Source organism: Rothia sp. P6271, from assembly GCF_048512995.1.
GTDB lineage: Bacteria > Actinomycetota > Actinomycetes > Actinomycetales > Micrococcaceae > Rothia.
This window is the reverse complement of the sequence record NZ_JBLXXV010000001.1, coordinates 67562-84285: the sequence shown is the minus strand read 5'-3', so window position 1 is coordinate 84285 and position 16724 is coordinate 67562. Positions and strand designations below refer to the sequence as shown.

The following is a 16724-nucleotide window of genomic DNA, read 5'->3' as shown; positions in this document are numbered from 1 at the left end:
GTATCTATACACCTATCTTTGTCATAGACAAGCAACCTAAGATAGAAATATGTCATATGATTTGCATACTCATTCGGTACTATCAGACGGTACACAGAGCGTAGAAGAACTCGTCGCCGAAATTGCCGACTGCGGACTCACCGGATTTTCCCTGACAGATCACGACACGACCGCCGGATGGCACAGCGCACAAAAACATGCCGAACAATGGGGGCTAGACTTTTTGCCCGGAATGGAAATCTCGTGCGCTATCGGCCCGCTGAGCGTACACCTACTAAGCTACGGACATCAACAAAACGATAGCGTCCTAAACGAACACATTACGCAGGCTCGCAGCTCTCGCCGGACACGAGCTCAAAGAATCGTTCAAAAACTCTCTGAAACATACCCCATCACATGGGAAGACGTCTTAGCTCAAGCATCACCAGGAGCAACTATCGGCAGGCCCCACATTGCAGACGCCCTCGTGAACGCAAACATTATCAGAACCCGCAGCGAAGCCTTCTCCGGATTACTGGCAGACCACTCAGCATATTATGTTCCGTACCGTGCCGTACACCCCGTTGAAGCCGTCACCATGGTTAAAGCTGCCGGAGGAGTACCCATCATGGCACACCCCCGTGCTCGTATCCGCGGACAAGTTGCCTCTGCAGAGCTCATAGAACAGATGATTGAGGCCGGACTAAACGGACTTGAAATCTATCATCGAGACAACAACGAAGAAGACCGCAACTGGCTCAAAAAACTTGCCCAAAAATATGACCTCATCATAACTGGCTCTAGCGATTACCACGGCGCCGGAAAGCCTAACCGACTAGCAGAAAACACCACACCAACCCAAACCGTCGAACGTATCAAAGAAATCATCCGGCAGAACCACCAGAAGAACACCACACCTCAACACACCCAAACAATATAAAAGGCGGTGCCCATAACCCCTTGGGTTAAGAACACCGCCCCAACCAATACAGGCTAGTCTTGTGAATCACCATCATTAACGATGCGTTTGCGCCGACGACGACGCGGAGCCTGCTCGCCCTCTACCCGGGTACGACGTCGTGAACGACCAGAAGTATCTTTCTCCACAACGGGGGAATCTGAACGCGTATTGTCATGTTCTTGACGGCGAGGGCGACGCTGCCTCTGCCCATTATTCTGCGAACGACGAGAAGAAGAGGAAGAACGTTCTGAGCGGCGCTCGCCTCTGCGCGGTGAACGTTGAGCAGAAGCATCAGAATCCTTAGGCTGAGCATGAGGCATCTTACCTCGAGTGCCTTCAGGAATATCAAGGTCACGGAAAAGATGCTCAGAAGAAGAATACGTTTCTACAGGCTCTGGAACACCCAATTCTAAGGCCTTGTTAATGAGAGACCAACGAGGGATATCTTCCCAATCAACAAGAGTAATTGCGGTACCAGTATGACCGGCACGGCCTGTACGACCCACACGGTGTACATAGGTTTTCTCGTCGTCGGGGCACTGAAAATTAATCACGTGAGTGACGTCATCAACATCAATACCTCGGGCTGCTACATCTGTAGCGACAAGGACATCAACGGCATTATCACGAAATGCTTGTAATGCTTTTTCGCGTGCGACCTGAGGCAAATCGCCGTGAAGAGCACCCGCACGGAAACCACGATTCTGTAACTCATCAGAAAGTTTTGCTGCAGAGCGTTTTGTCTTGGTGAAGATAATGGTACGTCCTCGCCCATTGGCGCGCAGAACTCGACCCACTAACTCATCTTTATCGAGAGGATGAGCACGATAAATAACTTGACGGATAGACGCCTTTGTCAACGACTCATCTTCGGAAGACTGTGCTTGAATATGCATTGGTTTACGCATATAACGGCGTGCCATTGTCAGCACAGGCCCAGGCATGGTTGCTGAGAAAAGCATGCTCTGGCGAATCTCGGGCAAACTTGCAAGAATTTTTTCAACATCGGGTAAGAACCCTAAATCAAGCATCTCATCGGCTTCATCAAGAACCACAATTTTTACCTGCGAAAGATTCATCTTCTGCTGGCGTTGTAAATCAATGAGTCGGCCGGGCGTGCCAACAATAATCTCAACTCCGCGGTCAAGAAGTTTAACCTGCTGTTCATACGGAACACCACCGTATAACGTCACAACACGAACTCCCGCACCTGCTGCTGCAGCAGAGAGATCTTCGCCTACTTGAACAGCAAGCTCACGAGTCGGAACAATAATTAGCGCTTGAGGGGAGCCAGGGGAGCGTAACGAATCCCAACGGGGATCTTCGGGGCCGATTACTCGTTGAATTGCGGGCAGACCAAAACCTAGAGTTTTGCCGGTACCTGTTTGCGCCTGCCCGATGATGTCATTGCCGGCGAGAGCAACAGGCAACGTGAGAGACTGAATAGGGAACGGATGAATGATGGAACGTTCAGCTAAAGCTTGGCAAATATCTTCGCGTAGTCCGTAATCGGCAAAAGTCTTGGGGTCTTGGTTCACGTATGTGTTTCCTGTAGAAAAGGCGCAAAAGCGCAACTATGGAGGTACGCCGATCGTGAGAAAACAAGTCACCCTATCTCAGCAGGTGACACTACTAAACATTACTGGTGGATAACGACCGGACAACCGTCTTATCTTAGCCATTCTAACAAAGCTGACAAGAAAAAAGTGGAGAGCCTAAAAATATAGGCCCTCCACTATCGTCTACACCGTCTATATCAACGGCATATTATGCTGAGAAATTAAAGCCGACGCGACGCTTTGTCTCTGAACCAATTTCAACGAAACCGATTTTATCTCCAGGAATCAATACGACGTTACCCTTGTCGTCTTCTAGCTCTAGAACCTCACCTTTATCCATGGCGCGTGCAATGAGCTGACGCAATTCAACAGGGTCTTTATCGGACTCGATAACTACTTCGCGAGGCATATTTCTAATACCAAATTTAACGTCCATAACTGCTCCTTAAACAACGGAAATTACCGGTCATGTCTCTAGACATTCTAAAAGGTGAAGACAAAAACACCTAGAAATATCACCCTCAGCGTACCACCCCTACAATAAATCACGTAGAAGAACCCTTCTTGAATCTTCTGAACAAAAACCTTATAGAAGTGAAAAAGGCAGAGGACTAACCGTCATAGACAGAATCGTCATCAATGCAGAGTAGCCCTCCCCACGCTAAACGAAAAACGAGATTTTGTGCACGAGCAAGCTCTTGATCCTGAGCACCTTGCTGTAAAGCATGTTGCACCGCCGATAACGCCATTCCCGTGAGCGTGCGTGAGATGAGTACTGCTTCTTTTGCGGCTAGACCAGAATTAGGCTCTAACACTTGCGCAATATGATTAGCGATATATAGATGAAGGTCATCAATACGCTGTTGAACAGCTAAATCACTGTGAATATCAGATTCAAAAATCAGCCGATAACCCTGAAGATTAGTGCGCGTGAACTCGAAGAAAGCACCAATAACACGTTCTGTTCGCTCACGGTTATCTTGGGTGTCGTATAAGGGGCGAACTAGGCGTTCTGTGAGCTCTTTAATCTGTTCGTCTAGTACAGCAAGATATAGTTCTCGTTTTGATTTGAAATGCTGGTAAAGTACCGGCTTCGTGACATCGGCAGCTGAAGCAACCTGATTCATTGTCGTTGTATGGTATCCCTGAGAAGAAAAAATACGTAGTGCACTTAATACCAGATGTTGTCGTCGTAGTTCCTTCGGCAGACGCTTGTCCCCTGAGGAATAATGTCGATCGTGTGAATCTGGTTCTTGGAGTGGCTCAACTGTCACAGAACTCAACGCTTGTTCCTGAATCTATCTAAATAACGGACGAGTGATAAGGGCATAGACATCTACCGTAAATGGCTGAAACCTCTGTATGAGAGGTATCGTCCATGACAGTTAGGAGGCGTCCTTATGTTTTTGCTCCATCTGAAGATGAGAGGGCTCTGCGGTGTTTACCTCAATACCGTAGAGCGCTTCAAGAGCTGCAACGTAATCAGCTTCACGACCGTCTTTGGCTAAAGAACGTGCACGGACCGTAGGGGTGTGAAGTAGCGATTTCACCATACGCCGCATCGTAAGCTCTAACTGGTCTACGGCAGCGCCACACCCATACTGGTTGCGAACCTTCTGCAGTTCATTGTCCAAAATAGACATCGTATGTTCCCTGAGAGCTACAATAGCAGCATCTACGTTGCGAGCCTTCTCTTGTACCGCAAAATGAGCAGCTTCATTGTCCACAATTGCGTGGGCAAGTTCAATAGAATCTTGAGTTTCGTTGGGGGCAGCCAGACGAACAGTCTCCAACGTAATCAACTCAACATCTGGCATGTCTGCAACATCTGGAGCGAAATCTCTACTCAACGCCAAATCGAGAATAATGCGTTTTCCTGCAGGAACCTCATCAGCGCTCAACGGAGCGGTAGAACCAGAACACCCAATGAGAATATCTGCTTCTTTGAGAGCTTCGTGAAGAGCACCCTCAGGAACAGCTCGTATGGAGCGCTTGTCGGCAAAAGTAGCTGCACGACCAGAGGAAGAATACACGCTAATATTTTGGCAGCCGCGCTCTCTCAGCGCCGCAACCGTAGCACCAGCGTAAGCACCAGTACCAATAATGAGTGCGCGGCGTGCATCCCACGCTAACTCTGATAGCTCATACGCTAAATCGAGAGCGACCGAAACAACTGAACGCCCTTGAGAACCAAGCAGAGTCTGCTGACCCACTTCTCGAGCAGTGCGAGCAGCACGATCAAAAAGCCGCACTAAATTACCGGTGGCTGTACCTTCTTCGCGTGCAGTAGCAATAGCTCGACGTACCTGTCCGGTAATCTCTCGCTCTCCAACCACTGCCGACTCTAAACCAACCGCTACCGTAAATAAGTGTTTGACGGCCTCATGCTGAGTGAACACTTCAAAACTACTTGCAACAAGTTCGTACGCTAAAGAAGACTGGCCGGCAATGCCACGATATATTTCCTGTGAAGTTTCTTCTAATATCAGCTGTATTTGCTGAGACGTTGCGCCGGGGGATACAGCAAGCTCCCCATAAATCTCTAAACGGTTACACGTCGAAAGAACAACGCTTCCTCGAACCCGCTGCGCCGAAACATTTTTGAGCGCAACACTAGCACCGTTGGCCAATAATGCCACGGTGTTCAAATCTACAGTCTTGTGTGATGCAACGAGCGTAAATATAGTCACGACTGACTTATCATAAACATGTTTGCCCCTCAGACGCGAATAAAAACGGGAAATATCACTATTTTTCCTCGTAGATTCCCCTCTCAACCGGCAGATACCAGCAAAGAATGACATGGTGTCGGCAAACAATGCGCAATAATTTGGCACAATGGGAAACATGAGTAGCACTTTGAATCAACGAGAACTACTGAACACACACCAGCTAGATTCTCTTCCCACCACTCACCCACTCAAAACTACAGGCGTGGCAGAGTCACCAATGCTCAAAGCCCTCACCGGACAAAAAGGCTCACACCACCCCGTATGGTTCATGAGGCAAGCCGGACGCTCCCTACCCGAATACCGAAAAGTACGTGAAGGTATTCCCATGCTAGAGGCATGTTTAACCCCAGAACTTGCCTGCGAAATTACATTGCAACCCGTACGACGCCACAACGTAGACGCCGCAATCTTCTTCTCCGACATCGTCGTCCCCATGAAGCTAGCCGGCGTAGACGTAGACATCGTCCCCGGCAAAGGCCCCGTATTATCCCAACCAGTACGCACCGCTGAAGACGTCAAAAACCTCCCCGAACTCGAAGACTCAGCACTCGACCCCATCCGAGAAGCAGTCAGCCTAACCGTCAAAGAACTCGGCGACACACCGCTCATCGGTTTCGCCGGAGCACCATTTACGGTCGCCGCTTATATGGTTGAAGGCGGACCCTCCCGAGACCACCTACGACCACGCACCATGATGCACTCAGACCCCGACACCTGGCATGCACTCGGACAATGGGCCGCCCGAACCGCAGGACAATTCCTTCAAGCACAAATCGAAGCAGGCGCCAGCGCCATCCAACTCTTCGACTCTTGGGCAGGATCCCTCTCCGAAAGCGACTACCGCACTTACATCCAACCCCACTCCGCCCAAGTTCTTCAGAGCGTGGCACATTACGGTGTTCCTAGAATCCACTTTGGTACCGGAACCGCGCAGCTACTTAAAGCTATGCACGAAGCTGGAGCAGATGTCGTCGGTGTAGACTACCGTCTCGACCTCGCAGAAGCTCAGCATCGTCTTGGCGGGGGAGTGCCCCTACAAGGAAATATTGACCCTGCACTACTAAGCGCAGGATGGGATGTCCTCAAAGAACACGTAGACCACGTCCTAGCTGATGGTGCATGTGCTCCCTCCCATATCGTCAATCTTGGACACGGTGTGCCACCAGAAACAGACCCCGAAATACTCACCCGCCTGGTGGAATACATTCACACTCAAACTGCTCGGGAAGTGGCCTAAGAACAATGTCACCTGTCGATACTCGTTCCCCTAAAGAAACCGCAATCGTTGTAGGCGGTGGAATCTCCGGATTACTTGCCACTCGAGAACTTGCTCAACAAGGGCTCAAAGTAACCCTCGTCGAAAAAGAAGATCATCTCGGTGGTGCAGTAGGCGCACACCAAATCGACGGACTTGTCCTCGACTCGGGTGCAGAATCCTATGCAACAAGAACCACCGCCGTCAGCGAGCTACTCGAAGAGCTCAATATCTCCGAAAAAATCGTCACTCCACGGCAAGATGGATCCTGGCTTTGCCTACCAAACGGGGTTCACAAAGCACCACGAACAGGAATCCTCGGCATCCCCGGAGACCTCAACGACCCAGACTTCAAAAAAATTATGAATAGAAGCGGTCTACGACGCGCTAAACTTGACCGTTTCTTACCCGCCTCCGCAGGAGAAAATGCACGTACCCTTGGCGACCTCGTACGTGTCCGTATGGGACAACAAGTACTCGATAGACTCGTCTCGCCCATCGTATCTGGAGTCCATTCCACGCACCCCGATTACCTTGACGTAGATTCTGTTGCACCAGGACTCAAAAAAGCGTTAAATACCTATGGCTCCCTTGCTACCGCTGCCGCATCACTACGTAAAAATTCTCCAGCAGGAGCACAAGTCGCAGGACTCATCGGCGGTATGCACCAGCTATCTGAAGCACTCGTTGACGATATTCTTCGCCGCAAAGTACGTATCCTTACCGGCTATGATGCCATCGCCATCGACCGCGACCGTTGCCATAACCTCTGGACACTCATCCAACGCCAACCCGAAATCGGCGAAAAAGCTGCTGCCATCCACGGAAAATACCTCGTCATGGCCTCAGACGGTCCCTCAACTCTTCGAATGCTTGGATCACACCTGAGTAGCGCAGACCTACCCCAAATCTCAGCAGGACCAGAAGTCGCCCTCGTAACACTCATCATCGAACAAGCAGAGCTCGACTCCCGACCACGTGGAACCGGAGTACTTGTCAGCGAAGAAGTGACCTCAGTACGAGCCAAAGCACTTACCCACGCCAGCGCTAAATGGGAGTGGATGAGCGACAAACTAGGGCAACATCGACACGTATTACGCCTGTCCTACGGGAGAGGACAAGACGCTAGCCCCCTACAAGAAGTCAAACTCTACGATGACCAACTCATTACCTTAGCCATCCACGATGCACAAAAACTTCTCGACGTTTCCATCTCACGAAATCAGCTCCTCGCAGCAGACGTTGTTCGATGGAAAGGCGCATTACCTACAGCAAGTCCCGAACACCGTAAAACAGTGCAAAGCTTCCGCAGCGCACTCACCGAATTAGAGAACGTCACCGCTGTTGGCGCGTGGCTGAGCGGAAACGGGCTAGCTGCTGTCACCGCAGACACTCGCAAAACCCTCAAAAACTTTATTGAACAAAACAATATCGGATAGAACCTCAACACTACAACTACGTAAACCCAAGAGGTTCCCGTACAACACACAACAACAGGTGACTCTCCATCACACCCGATAGAGAGAAACCTCTGAGGAAGGAAAACATGTCACACCAACATGGCTCACATGGAAACTACTCCCACACACACCGTGGGGATGCAACCTCATCAAAAATTCAAGGTCAAGTTCCGGGTGCTCCAGCTGACGGCGACGACAAACTCTACTACGCGCTATACACCGTATTTGCACGTACTGGAGTAACAAACACCAAAGCACAGACCCCTGAAGCTGAAGAAGAACTCAACCAAGTAATCTCAGCACTCGAAGAACAAGGCGTAACCATTCGCGGATTCTACGACGTATCAGCCATGCGCGATAACGCAGATATTCTCGTATGGGCTCACTGCGAAGTCCCTGAAGACCTCCAAGAAGCTATCCGCAAACTTCGCCGTACCAGCGTCTTCTCCGAAACAAAGATTGTATGGTCCACTATGGGCGTACACCGCGACGCAGAATTTACACGCCGTCATGCTCCAGCCTTTGCCCTTGGCAAAGAAGCACAAGACTGGGTCTGTGTATACCCCTTCGTTCGCTCCTATGAGTGGTACTACATGAACCCCGAAAAGCGTGCTGAAATGCTCAAAAACCATGGTATGAAAGGCTACGATTTCCCTCAGGTGCTAGCTAACACCATCGCAACGTTTGGACTCAACGACTACGAATGGGTCCTTGCCCTGGAAGCGCCAGAACTTGTAGACCTCGTAGACCTCATGCGTCATTTCCGAAACACTGAAGCCCGCCTACACGTCCGTGAAGAAACCCCCTTCTACACCGGACGCCGTATTCCCTCCCACGACATCGCAGGAGTTCTTGCATGAACACCCGACTACCACATGACGTAGCCCCCAACGTCACCGACCCCAACAACACCGCCAGTAATGGCCCCGCCGTACTCGATACAACAACTATCGAACAATTCCACGGTGAAGAAAACATCTCACGCCCTCGTAACAAAGCGCCACAACCCTACGATATGGTGATTCTTTCATCGTTTGGTGGCCCTGAAGGGCAAGAAGATGTCATCCCATTTCTTAGAAACGTCACGGCAGGACGAGGTATCCCCGACGAACGACTCGAAGAAGTCGCAACACACTACCGTGCCAACGGAGGTATCTCACCTATCAACGAACAAAACCGTGCACTCCTCAACGCCCTCGAAAAGGCTCTCCAAGAAAAAGGCCCACACATCCCCATCACATGGGCGAACCGCAACTGGAAACCCTACGTCAACGACGTAGTACAAGAAGCCTACGACAACGGCGCACGAAAAATTTTGGTACTTGCTACAAGCGCCTACCCCGGTTATTCTTCCTGCCGACAATACCGTGAAGACTACGGTATGGCACTAGAAAAACTTGAACTAGAAGGCAAACTTCAAATTGATAAAATCCGTCAGTTCTATGACGCACCAGGCTTCGTACAAGCCTTCGTCGACGGACTCGTAGATGGGCTACGAGAAGTCCACCAAAAAATTGCGCAGAACACCAACCCCGCTGCTGGAAACGGCGCTATCCGCATCATGTTCTGCACCCACTCCGTACCAACCAGCGCAGCGAACGAGGCCGGACCACGAGATGTCGACTACGAAGGCGGCTCCGCCTACGTCGAAAAGCATCTTCAAGTTGCTCGACGAGTTCTTGAAAAAGTCTCCGACATCGACTCAAAACTCCTCGAAAACGTTGATTGGGAACTGGTCTACCAATCTCGTTCAGGCCCCCCATCTATGCCATGGCTAGAACCAGACGTCAATGACGCCCTAGAAGCCCTTGAAGGCAAAGTTGATGGCATCGTCCTCGTACCTCTGGGCTTTGTCTCTGACCATATGGAAGTCAAATGGGACTTAGACACTGAAGCCCTAGACACTTGTAAAAACCTTGGCTTTGAAGCGGTACGCACACCAACACCCGGAACTCATCCGGCATACGTTGAGTCTTTGCGTCAGCTCATCCAAGAACGTGTACAAGAAACGAATGCAACACCGTTTACCGCCCCCAAAGAACCACTTTTCGGTGGTTGCTCTAACCGCGGATGGTTCGACGAATGCGACCCTCAATGCTGTAAACCAGCACGTGCTCAACAACATCGAGCAACGATTGCAACCTACCATATGAATACTACGGAGGACTAAAACCTATGGGCTACACCGTTGGTACCCGAGGCTCGGCGCTAGCACTCACTCAAACAGGTATGGTTGCTGACGCCATCGGACGTATCTGCAACCAAAACATCGAACGAGTAACCGTCAAAACTGAAGGCGATATCCTGACCGGTCCGCTTTCACAGATGGGTGGTACCGGTGTATTCGCTGCAACGTTAAGACAACGAGTACTGGACGGCAGTGTCGACATGGCTGTTCATTCCCTCAAAGATTTGCCCACCCAGCCCTGCCCTGGACTCAACATTGTGGCAATTCCTGAGCGCGAAGACCCACGAGACGCACTATGTGCTCGCGATGGACTCACCTTAGAGACACTGCCAGAAGGTGCAAACGTTGGTACTGGATCTCCTCGACGAGCAGCCCAGATTAAGGCGTTACGCCCAGATATCAATATCGTTGATATTCGAGGTAACGTGGGCACACGTCTTGCACGAGTCCCCGGTCTAGAACATTATGGCAATGCAGAAGCGGTAGGGGACTGCGATGCAGTTATCCTTGCGGCTGCTGGTTTGCACCGGCTAGGTTATGAATCTGCTATTTCTGAATATCTTGATGTTTCTCGTGTTCTTCCTGCCCCTGGGCAAGGTGCCTTGGCTGTAGAAATACGTGAACAAGACGTCCACAACAACACTGAGCTAGCTCAAGCTGTCGCTACCGTAGACCACCTACCAACACGCTACGCGGTTATCGCTGAGCGTGCTGTGCTACGTCGTCTAGAAGCAGGTTGTGCTTCGCCCATTGGAACATACGCGAGATATGAACAAGACCAGCTGATTCTTGACGCTGTAGTGGCTTCTGTTGATGGTTCTCAGATGCTAAGACATCATGCAGCAACAGTACTTTTGAGTCAAGAAGCAGCTGAACAGCTTGGTATTCAAGTAGCAGAAGACCTCCTGCAAATGGGCGCTGACCGTTTAAACGGATTGAATAGTTAGTGTCCATGGCCAACGCAATGACCTCTACTCGGCTGCTCATCACTCGTTCGTTTGAACAAGCACAACCGTTTGTTGAGCTTTTGTCTCATACGTCTTTAGCGCCGGTAGAGGTCGATTGTGCCCCTATCCGCCAAGCCGTCGCTCATACACCAGATAGTGAGCTCATGAGTCGTCTGCCTCATGGCGGATTTTCTTGGGCTCTTATCAGTAGCGCGAATGCTGTGCTTTCTTTGAAAAAATATGCTGTTGAATCTCAGCGTACGTTGCCTCAATTACTAGCAACAACAAAAGTTGCTGCTGTTGGTGCCTCCACGGCACAAGTTTTGGCTGATAACGGTGTTGTGGTGGACTACATTCCTTCGGTGATGGACGCTCAACATTTGGGGCAAGAACTTCCGTATGACGACGATCAACCTGTTCTGTGTGTTTTGGGAAAGACTTCACGGCCGACTCTCAACCATGTTCTAGCATCACGGAATATACCTACAGAAACGGTGATTCTTTACGATATGGAACCTTACCCCGCTACAAACCCGTTAACGCCGTTGAGAGCACCCGAAAAATCTTTTGCTCTGGGACAGGTGCGAGAGCGTTGGCAAGAATATGCGGGTGTTATCGCAACGGCTCCTTCTCTATTAGAAGAACTCGTCACCCATATTTACGGTGAGGAATTTCCGGTATCTTTTCCCCCTCTTATTGCGATGGGAAGAACAACCGCATCTCATGCGCAGCGTTTAGGTTTGGATGTTTATATTGCGCCTGCTCCAACCCCTGACGGATTATGCGAAGCGGTTCATCATTATTTTTTGTAATTTTTTTGGTTATCACGCAAAGAAAATAAATGTTTTATGAGAGGAGAACTCCTATGACGGCACTCAACCTTCAGTATCGTCCACGGCGTCTACGCGCAACTCCTGCGTTGCGTAAACTGGTATCCGAAACACAACTACGCCCAGAGCACCTCATTCAGGTTCTCTTTGTGCGAGATGGAATTGAGGAACCTCAGCCTATCGCGTCTATGCCTGGACAATATCAGCACACGTTAGATTCTCTGCTAGAGCAGGTAGAACAAGCCGTATCAGCAGGGATTCAATGTATTGATCTTTTTGGTGTTCCTCGTGAAGAAGACAAAGATGCAGATGGAACTCACGCATGGCTACCGGAGGGTATTTTAAACCGTGCTATTGCACAGGTTCGTCAACGTTTTGGAGATACCATCACGATTATGGCGGATACCTGTCTTGACGAGTTCACCAGCCATGGACATTGTGGGCCACTTTCGACAGACCGGTTTGGTCAGCCGATTGTCGATAACGACGCCTCTGTACATGCTTATTCTCAGATGGCGTTGGCGCAGGCTCGTGCCGGTGCACATATTGTGAGCCCATCGGGCATGATGGACGGACAAGTACAAGCAATTCGTCAGGCGCTTGATGCAGAAGGGTTCTACGACGTCGCTATTATGGCGTATTCGGCAAAATACGCTTCAGCATTCTTTGGTCCTTTCCGTGATGCTGTCGGTTCTTCATTAGAAGGCGACCGTAAGAGCTATCAGCAAGACCCAGCTAACCGTCGTGAAGGTCTACACGAAGTACGGCTAGATATTGAAGAGGGCGCAGATTTCGTTATGGTGAAACCGGCGATGGCGTATCTTGATATTGTGAGTGAAGTCGCTGATTTCTCTCCGGTGCCGGTAGCTGCCTATCAAGTTTCTGGAGAATACGCCATGATTGAGGCCGCTGCTGCAGCAGGATGGGTCGATCGAGAAAAGATTATTCTTGAGTCGTTGACAGGCATTCGTCGCGCTGGCGCTGACATTATTCTGACGTACTATGCAACAGAAGTAGCCTCTTGGCTTTCATAATGTTTTATAAACTAGAGAAAACATTGCTTAACAGATATGAAGAAAGTTCTCACCTATGAGTAGTATCTCCGAAGACTTATTTAACCGTTCTCGTGCTGTCATCCCTGGGGGAGTGAACTCACCGGTTCGTGCCTTCAACTCCGTTGGCGGTGTGCCCCCTTTTATGGTTGAGGCACAGGGCCCTTATCTGACTGATGCTGATGGTAGAAATTATGTTGATCTTGTGATGAGTTGGGGACCTGCACTTCTGGGCCACCGAGATTCCTCTGTTGTTGAGGCCGTTCACAAAGCTGTAGAGCACGGGCTGTCTTTTGGTGCCTCTACCGAAGCTGAAGTTGAACTTGCTGAGCTTGTTATCGAGCGTATCAACGCTGTGATTCCAGGAAGTATCGACCAGATACGTATGGTATCCACTGGTACCGAAGCAACCATGACTGCTATCCGTCTAGCTCGCGGTTACACCGGACGAGATAAAATCATCAAATTTGCTGGTTGCTATCACGGACACGTTGATGCTTTACTCTCTGAAGCTGGTTCTGGCGTAGCAACCTTAGCAATGCCCGGTTCAGCAGGCGTCACAGCTGCAACAGCAGCTGAAACGATTGTTCTCCCCTATAACGATACCCAAGCAGTTCAACGTGCTTTTGAGCAGCACCATGGACAGATTGCAGCTATTATCACTGAAGCAGCACCGTGCAATATGGGCGTGGTAACACCCGAGGCTGGGTTCAACCGGTTCTTACACGATACTGCCCATGAGAATGGCGCATTGCTCATTTTTGATGAAGTCCTAACCGGTTTCCGTGTATCTTCTGCCGGCTATTGGGGATACACCACAGAAGATGAGGGAGGATGGGCTCCCGATATCTTTACCTTCGGAAAAGTTATTGGTGGCGGTATGCCCATTGCCGCACTGGGGGGTAAACGAGAAGTGATGGAGTACCTTGCCCCGTTAGGGCCCGTCTATCAGGCAGGTACACTCTCTGGTAATCCCATTTCTCTTGCTGCAGGCATTGCAACACTCAAGGCTGCAACGGAAGATATCTATCAAATCATTGATCAGCGCAGTGAAGAACTCCAACAAGCTATCCACTCCTATGGCGAAAAACTTGGTTTGAACTACTCGATTCAGTGCGCCGGAAATCTGTTCTCCTTATCCTTTGGTACGGCTGAACACGGTGTGCGTAGCTACTCTGATATCAAAGCAAGCGAAACATTCCGTTATCAGGCGTTCTTCCACAGCATGTTGAATTCTGGGGTGTACCTCCCACCAAGTGCTTTCGAAGCATGGTTCTTATCTGCCTCACATAACGACACCGCTATGGACCGTATTCTTTCTGCACTGCCTGAGGCCTTAGAAGAAGCTGCTCAGGCTCAACCCGCATAAATAATACTATTTAGTGTTCTCTTCAATGAAAAAACCTTTGGGGTTGTATCCTCTGATGTGGAGGATACAACCCCAAAGGTTTTTTGATGATATACAGGTAAAAGCGTATTCGTCTTATCGTAGATGATAGTCAATATTAAAACGACGAACTTTTTGCAAATCTCGGTTATAGAACCAGTTCTTATCCATCAGAAAACGAGCAAACACAAGCCCCATACCAATGGCGAAGAATAACAACCATACCTCCACCATGCCAACTGCAGCTTCTGCAATATCACCATCAGAAAGATACGCCATGGAACGATAGAACGTTACACCCGGAACCATCGTGACAACCGCAGGGACAGACAACGAAACACGCGAATACTTCCGATGATGTAAGGGCGCAATAATTTCAGCAAAAGTTGCTGCTAAAAGAGCACCTGCAAATACCGCTAGTTGCGGGGCAAGTCCCACATCAGTAGCAACAATACGAAGAGGGTTTACCACAGCAGCAATAATTCCTGCCCATAAACAGCTCGTGGGCATTGCTGAGAAAAGCATCGCAAACCCATACGCTGCAATGAAAGAAGCCGCAACTCGCAACGAATATAACGTAATAGGCGAAAACTCCAGTGGAACAGCTTTCTGTAGAGGAAGCTCAAACGTAAAGGCAAGAATCCACACTGCAAAAGAAGCGCTCGCAAGTAACAACCCCACGTAGGTAAGCCGCCCAATAGCCGCAGAAAAGTCGAAGCGAGCTAAATCTAACATTGCAGTCACCAGCGGAAAACCTGGTACTAAAAACAAGATAGCAGAGATGAAACCTACAAGATGATCAGAAGACGTTAACCCTAAAGCAGTCAACGTACTGACCCCACAAATATAAGACCCCGCAGAGAACACCCCACATAAGAACCATATGGCGAGGTGATTAACTTCTTTACCCAGTAAAACTGAACGCAATAATTGTCCCAGACCAGAACAGAAAAAAACGATACTACACTCAACAACCCCACCATTGTTGAGAAAAGCAAACCCCGCACAAGCAAAAGCGGCAGCAAGAGAAAGCAACCATCGAGGGTATAGGTGCGGTAACCGTGCAATACGATCAATCTCCTGACCTGCTTCAAAAGGAGAAATCTTTTCAGGAAGGTTCGACACAAAATCGCTGAGTAAATCAATACGATAAGCACTAATACCCATCGCCCGTTGTTCACCAATTTCAGTACGAAAATTACCAGCAGCATAAGCAGTTGTGGTCAGCTCCGTAAACGTCACCTGCGAATGATGCTCTTCTAACCCTACTGCTCTTGCCAGACGCGCCATTGAGGCTTTCACACGAAAAGCGCTAGCACCTGATTGAAGCATGAGCAGTCCAAGCTTCATCACCACGGCAGACTGTGATACAAGATATTGATGTTGTAGCCGTGAAGAACCTAAATAGATACTATTAGTGGGCGGCTCTGCAGAGAGATTCTCAGACATCATGACACCTTAGAAAAATATATTGAGTAAAAATACTTGTGAAAATACACCGCACAAGAACGCACTAACCATGGCGTATAGGCCATGAACCGTCAATTATTTGATTCTTACCTTGACGCTTGAGATATTCTTGAAACTCCGTAGCCTGCTCTTGCGCCCACAGAATCTGTTGCTGATGTAAGAACCTCGCATCTTGGGCAAGATCAGGGAAAGAACCTGCCATAGCCGTGAGCAGGCGTTCTGCTGCTATCGCATCATCCTTAGATGTATGCGCATTCTCTAAACTCACACCATATTCTTCGCTGAGCACCTCTAGAGTACGTTTGCCTCGTTTAAACTGATGAAAATGCTTATTCAAAACATAAGGATCTAGCACCGGCTCACACTTGAGCTCTGGATACTCGTATCGTTGTAACTCATAATGCAACACCGAAAAATCATAGGCAGCGTTGAAAGCAATAACGGGGATACCGTCATGAAAGAGAGAACCCAGAGCAGACGCCACTTGAAACACAACGGTGGAAGCATCCTGTCCATGTTCTTGCGCATATTCAGTGCTAATACCGTGAACTGCTGAAGCCTCTGCTGGGATATCAATACCAGGGTTTGCTAACCACTCTCCAGCGCGAATAGTCTGTCCATCTGCCCCCACCAGAACCAAAGAAGCCGTCACAATACGTGCCGTACGAGGATCAACCCCCGTCGTTTCTAAATCAAAAGTTGCCCGAGGATTATCTAGCCAAGAAGTCATACTCCACACTATATCGCTTTTTTGATAAGCCTAATAACCCCACCCCATGTATCGGAGACTTGCCGTTATCAAGTGTGATAACGCTCCTTCCACCCAAGACATGTCGTAGAGCATCGACATCTTTTAAATCTATGAGATACGTCGTTTCCCCGGTAACACAAAAATCGTTAAACT

15 protein-coding genes are annotated in these 16724 nt (G+C 49.3%); 9 read left to right on the top strand and 6 right to left on the bottom strand.

Annotation, left to right across the window (positions count from 1 at the left end; all coding sequences use genetic code 11):
- Window positions 1-49 precede the first annotated feature (49 nt).
- Window positions 50-919 carry a PHP domain-containing protein gene (locus ACN08X_RS00350; RefSeq protein ID WP_419107592.1) on the top strand — a complete coding sequence of 290 codons (870 nt, stop codon included), beginning with the start codon at window positions 50-52 and terminating at the stop codon, window positions 917-919.
- Window positions 920-972: 53 nt separating this feature from the next.
- Here ACN08X_RS00350 and ACN08X_RS00345 read toward each other — a convergent pair whose 3' ends face one another.
- From ACN08X_RS00345 to ACN08X_RS00330, 4 genes are all read right to left on the bottom strand, one after another.
- On the bottom strand, window positions 973-2478 hold the full coding sequence (locus ACN08X_RS00345) for a DEAD/DEAH box helicase (RefSeq protein WP_419107591.1): 1506 nt from the start codon (window positions 2476-2478) through the stop codon (window positions 973-975).
- 229 nt (window positions 2479-2707) lie between these two features.
- Window positions 2708-2935, bottom strand: coding sequence for a DUF3107 domain-containing protein (locus ACN08X_RS00340; RefSeq protein WP_419101579.1), 228 nt, complete (start codon window positions 2933-2935; stop codon window positions 2708-2710).
- Window positions 2936-3110: 175 nt separating this feature from the next.
- Window positions 3111-3773, bottom strand: coding sequence for a TetR/AcrR family transcriptional regulator (locus ACN08X_RS00335; RefSeq protein ID WP_419101651.1), 663 nt, complete (start codon window positions 3771-3773; stop codon window positions 3111-3113).
- A 111-nt stretch (window positions 3774-3884) separates the two neighbouring features.
- The gene (locus tag ACN08X_RS00330) at window positions 3885-5189 is read right to left on the bottom strand and encodes a glutamyl-tRNA reductase (protein ID WP_419107590.1); all 1305 of its coding nucleotides are present in this window, start codon (window positions 5187-5189) and stop codon (window positions 3885-3887) included.
- Window positions 5190-5346: 157 nt separating this feature from the next.
- Between ACN08X_RS00330 and hemE the strand changes: the two genes are divergently transcribed.
- The 8 genes from hemE to hemL all read left to right on the top strand — a co-directional run bounded on the left by hemE (window position 5347) and on the right by hemL (window position 14332).
- Window positions 5347-6468 (top strand): uroporphyrinogen decarboxylase, encoded by a 1122-nt coding sequence (gene hemE / locus ACN08X_RS00325; protein ID WP_419105520.1) that lies wholly within the window; start codon window positions 5347-5349, stop codon window positions 6466-6468.
- Between the two features lie 5 nt (window positions 6469-6473).
- Complete coding sequence (hemG, locus tag ACN08X_RS00320) at window positions 6474-7925, top strand: protoporphyrinogen oxidase (RefSeq protein WP_419107589.1); 1452 nt, start codon at window positions 6474-6476, stop codon at window positions 7923-7925.
- Between the two features lie 107 nt (window positions 7926-8032).
- Window positions 8033-8806, top strand: a complete 774-nt coding sequence (gene hemQ / locus ACN08X_RS00315; RefSeq protein WP_419101575.1) for a hydrogen peroxide-dependent heme synthase — start codon at window positions 8033-8035, stop codon at window positions 8804-8806.
- Window positions 8803-10116: a ferrochelatase gene (locus tag ACN08X_RS00310; RefSeq protein ID WP_419107588.1), complete on the top strand. Its 1314-nt coding sequence runs from the start codon at window positions 8803-8805 to the stop codon at window positions 10114-10116. The genes hemQ and ACN08X_RS00310 overlap by 4 nt, the downstream gene beginning before the upstream one ends.
- 5 nt (window positions 10117-10121) lie before the next feature.
- Window positions 10122-11081 carry a hydroxymethylbilane synthase gene (gene hemC / locus ACN08X_RS00305; RefSeq protein WP_419107587.1) on the top strand — a complete coding sequence of 320 codons (960 nt, stop codon included), beginning with the start codon at window positions 10122-10124 and terminating at the stop codon, window positions 11079-11081.
- A gap of 5 nt (window positions 11082-11086) precedes the next feature.
- Window positions 11087-11893 (top strand): uroporphyrinogen-III synthase, encoded by an 807-nt coding sequence (locus ACN08X_RS00300; protein WP_419107586.1) that lies wholly within the window; start codon window positions 11087-11089, stop codon window positions 11891-11893.
- A 53-nt stretch (window positions 11894-11946) separates the two neighbouring features.
- Window positions 11947-12945 (top strand): porphobilinogen synthase, encoded by a 999-nt coding sequence (hemB, locus tag ACN08X_RS00295; RefSeq protein ID WP_419107585.1) that lies wholly within the window; start codon window positions 11947-11949, stop codon window positions 12943-12945.
- Window positions 12946-13000: 55 nt separating this feature from the next.
- Window positions 13001-14332 (top strand): glutamate-1-semialdehyde 2,1-aminomutase, encoded by a 1332-nt coding sequence (gene hemL, locus ACN08X_RS00290; RefSeq protein ID WP_419107584.1) that lies wholly within the window; start codon window positions 13001-13003, stop codon window positions 14330-14332.
- Between the two features lie 114 nt (window positions 14333-14446).
- On the opposite strand, the gene ACN08X_RS00285 is transcribed toward hemL, so the two are convergent.
- Together ACN08X_RS00285 and ACN08X_RS00280 are read right to left on the bottom strand one after the other, a co-directional pair.
- A complete protein-coding gene (locus ACN08X_RS00285) occupies window positions 14447-15799 on the bottom strand; it encodes a threonine/serine ThrE exporter family protein (RefSeq protein ID WP_419107583.1) in 1353 nt (450 codons plus the stop codon).
- Window positions 15800-15863: 64 nt separating this feature from the next.
- A complete protein-coding gene (locus tag ACN08X_RS00280; protein ID WP_419107582.1) occupies window positions 15864-16550 on the bottom strand; it encodes a 3'-5' exonuclease in 687 nt (228 codons plus the stop codon).
- Window positions 16551-16724 lie beyond the last annotated feature (174 nt).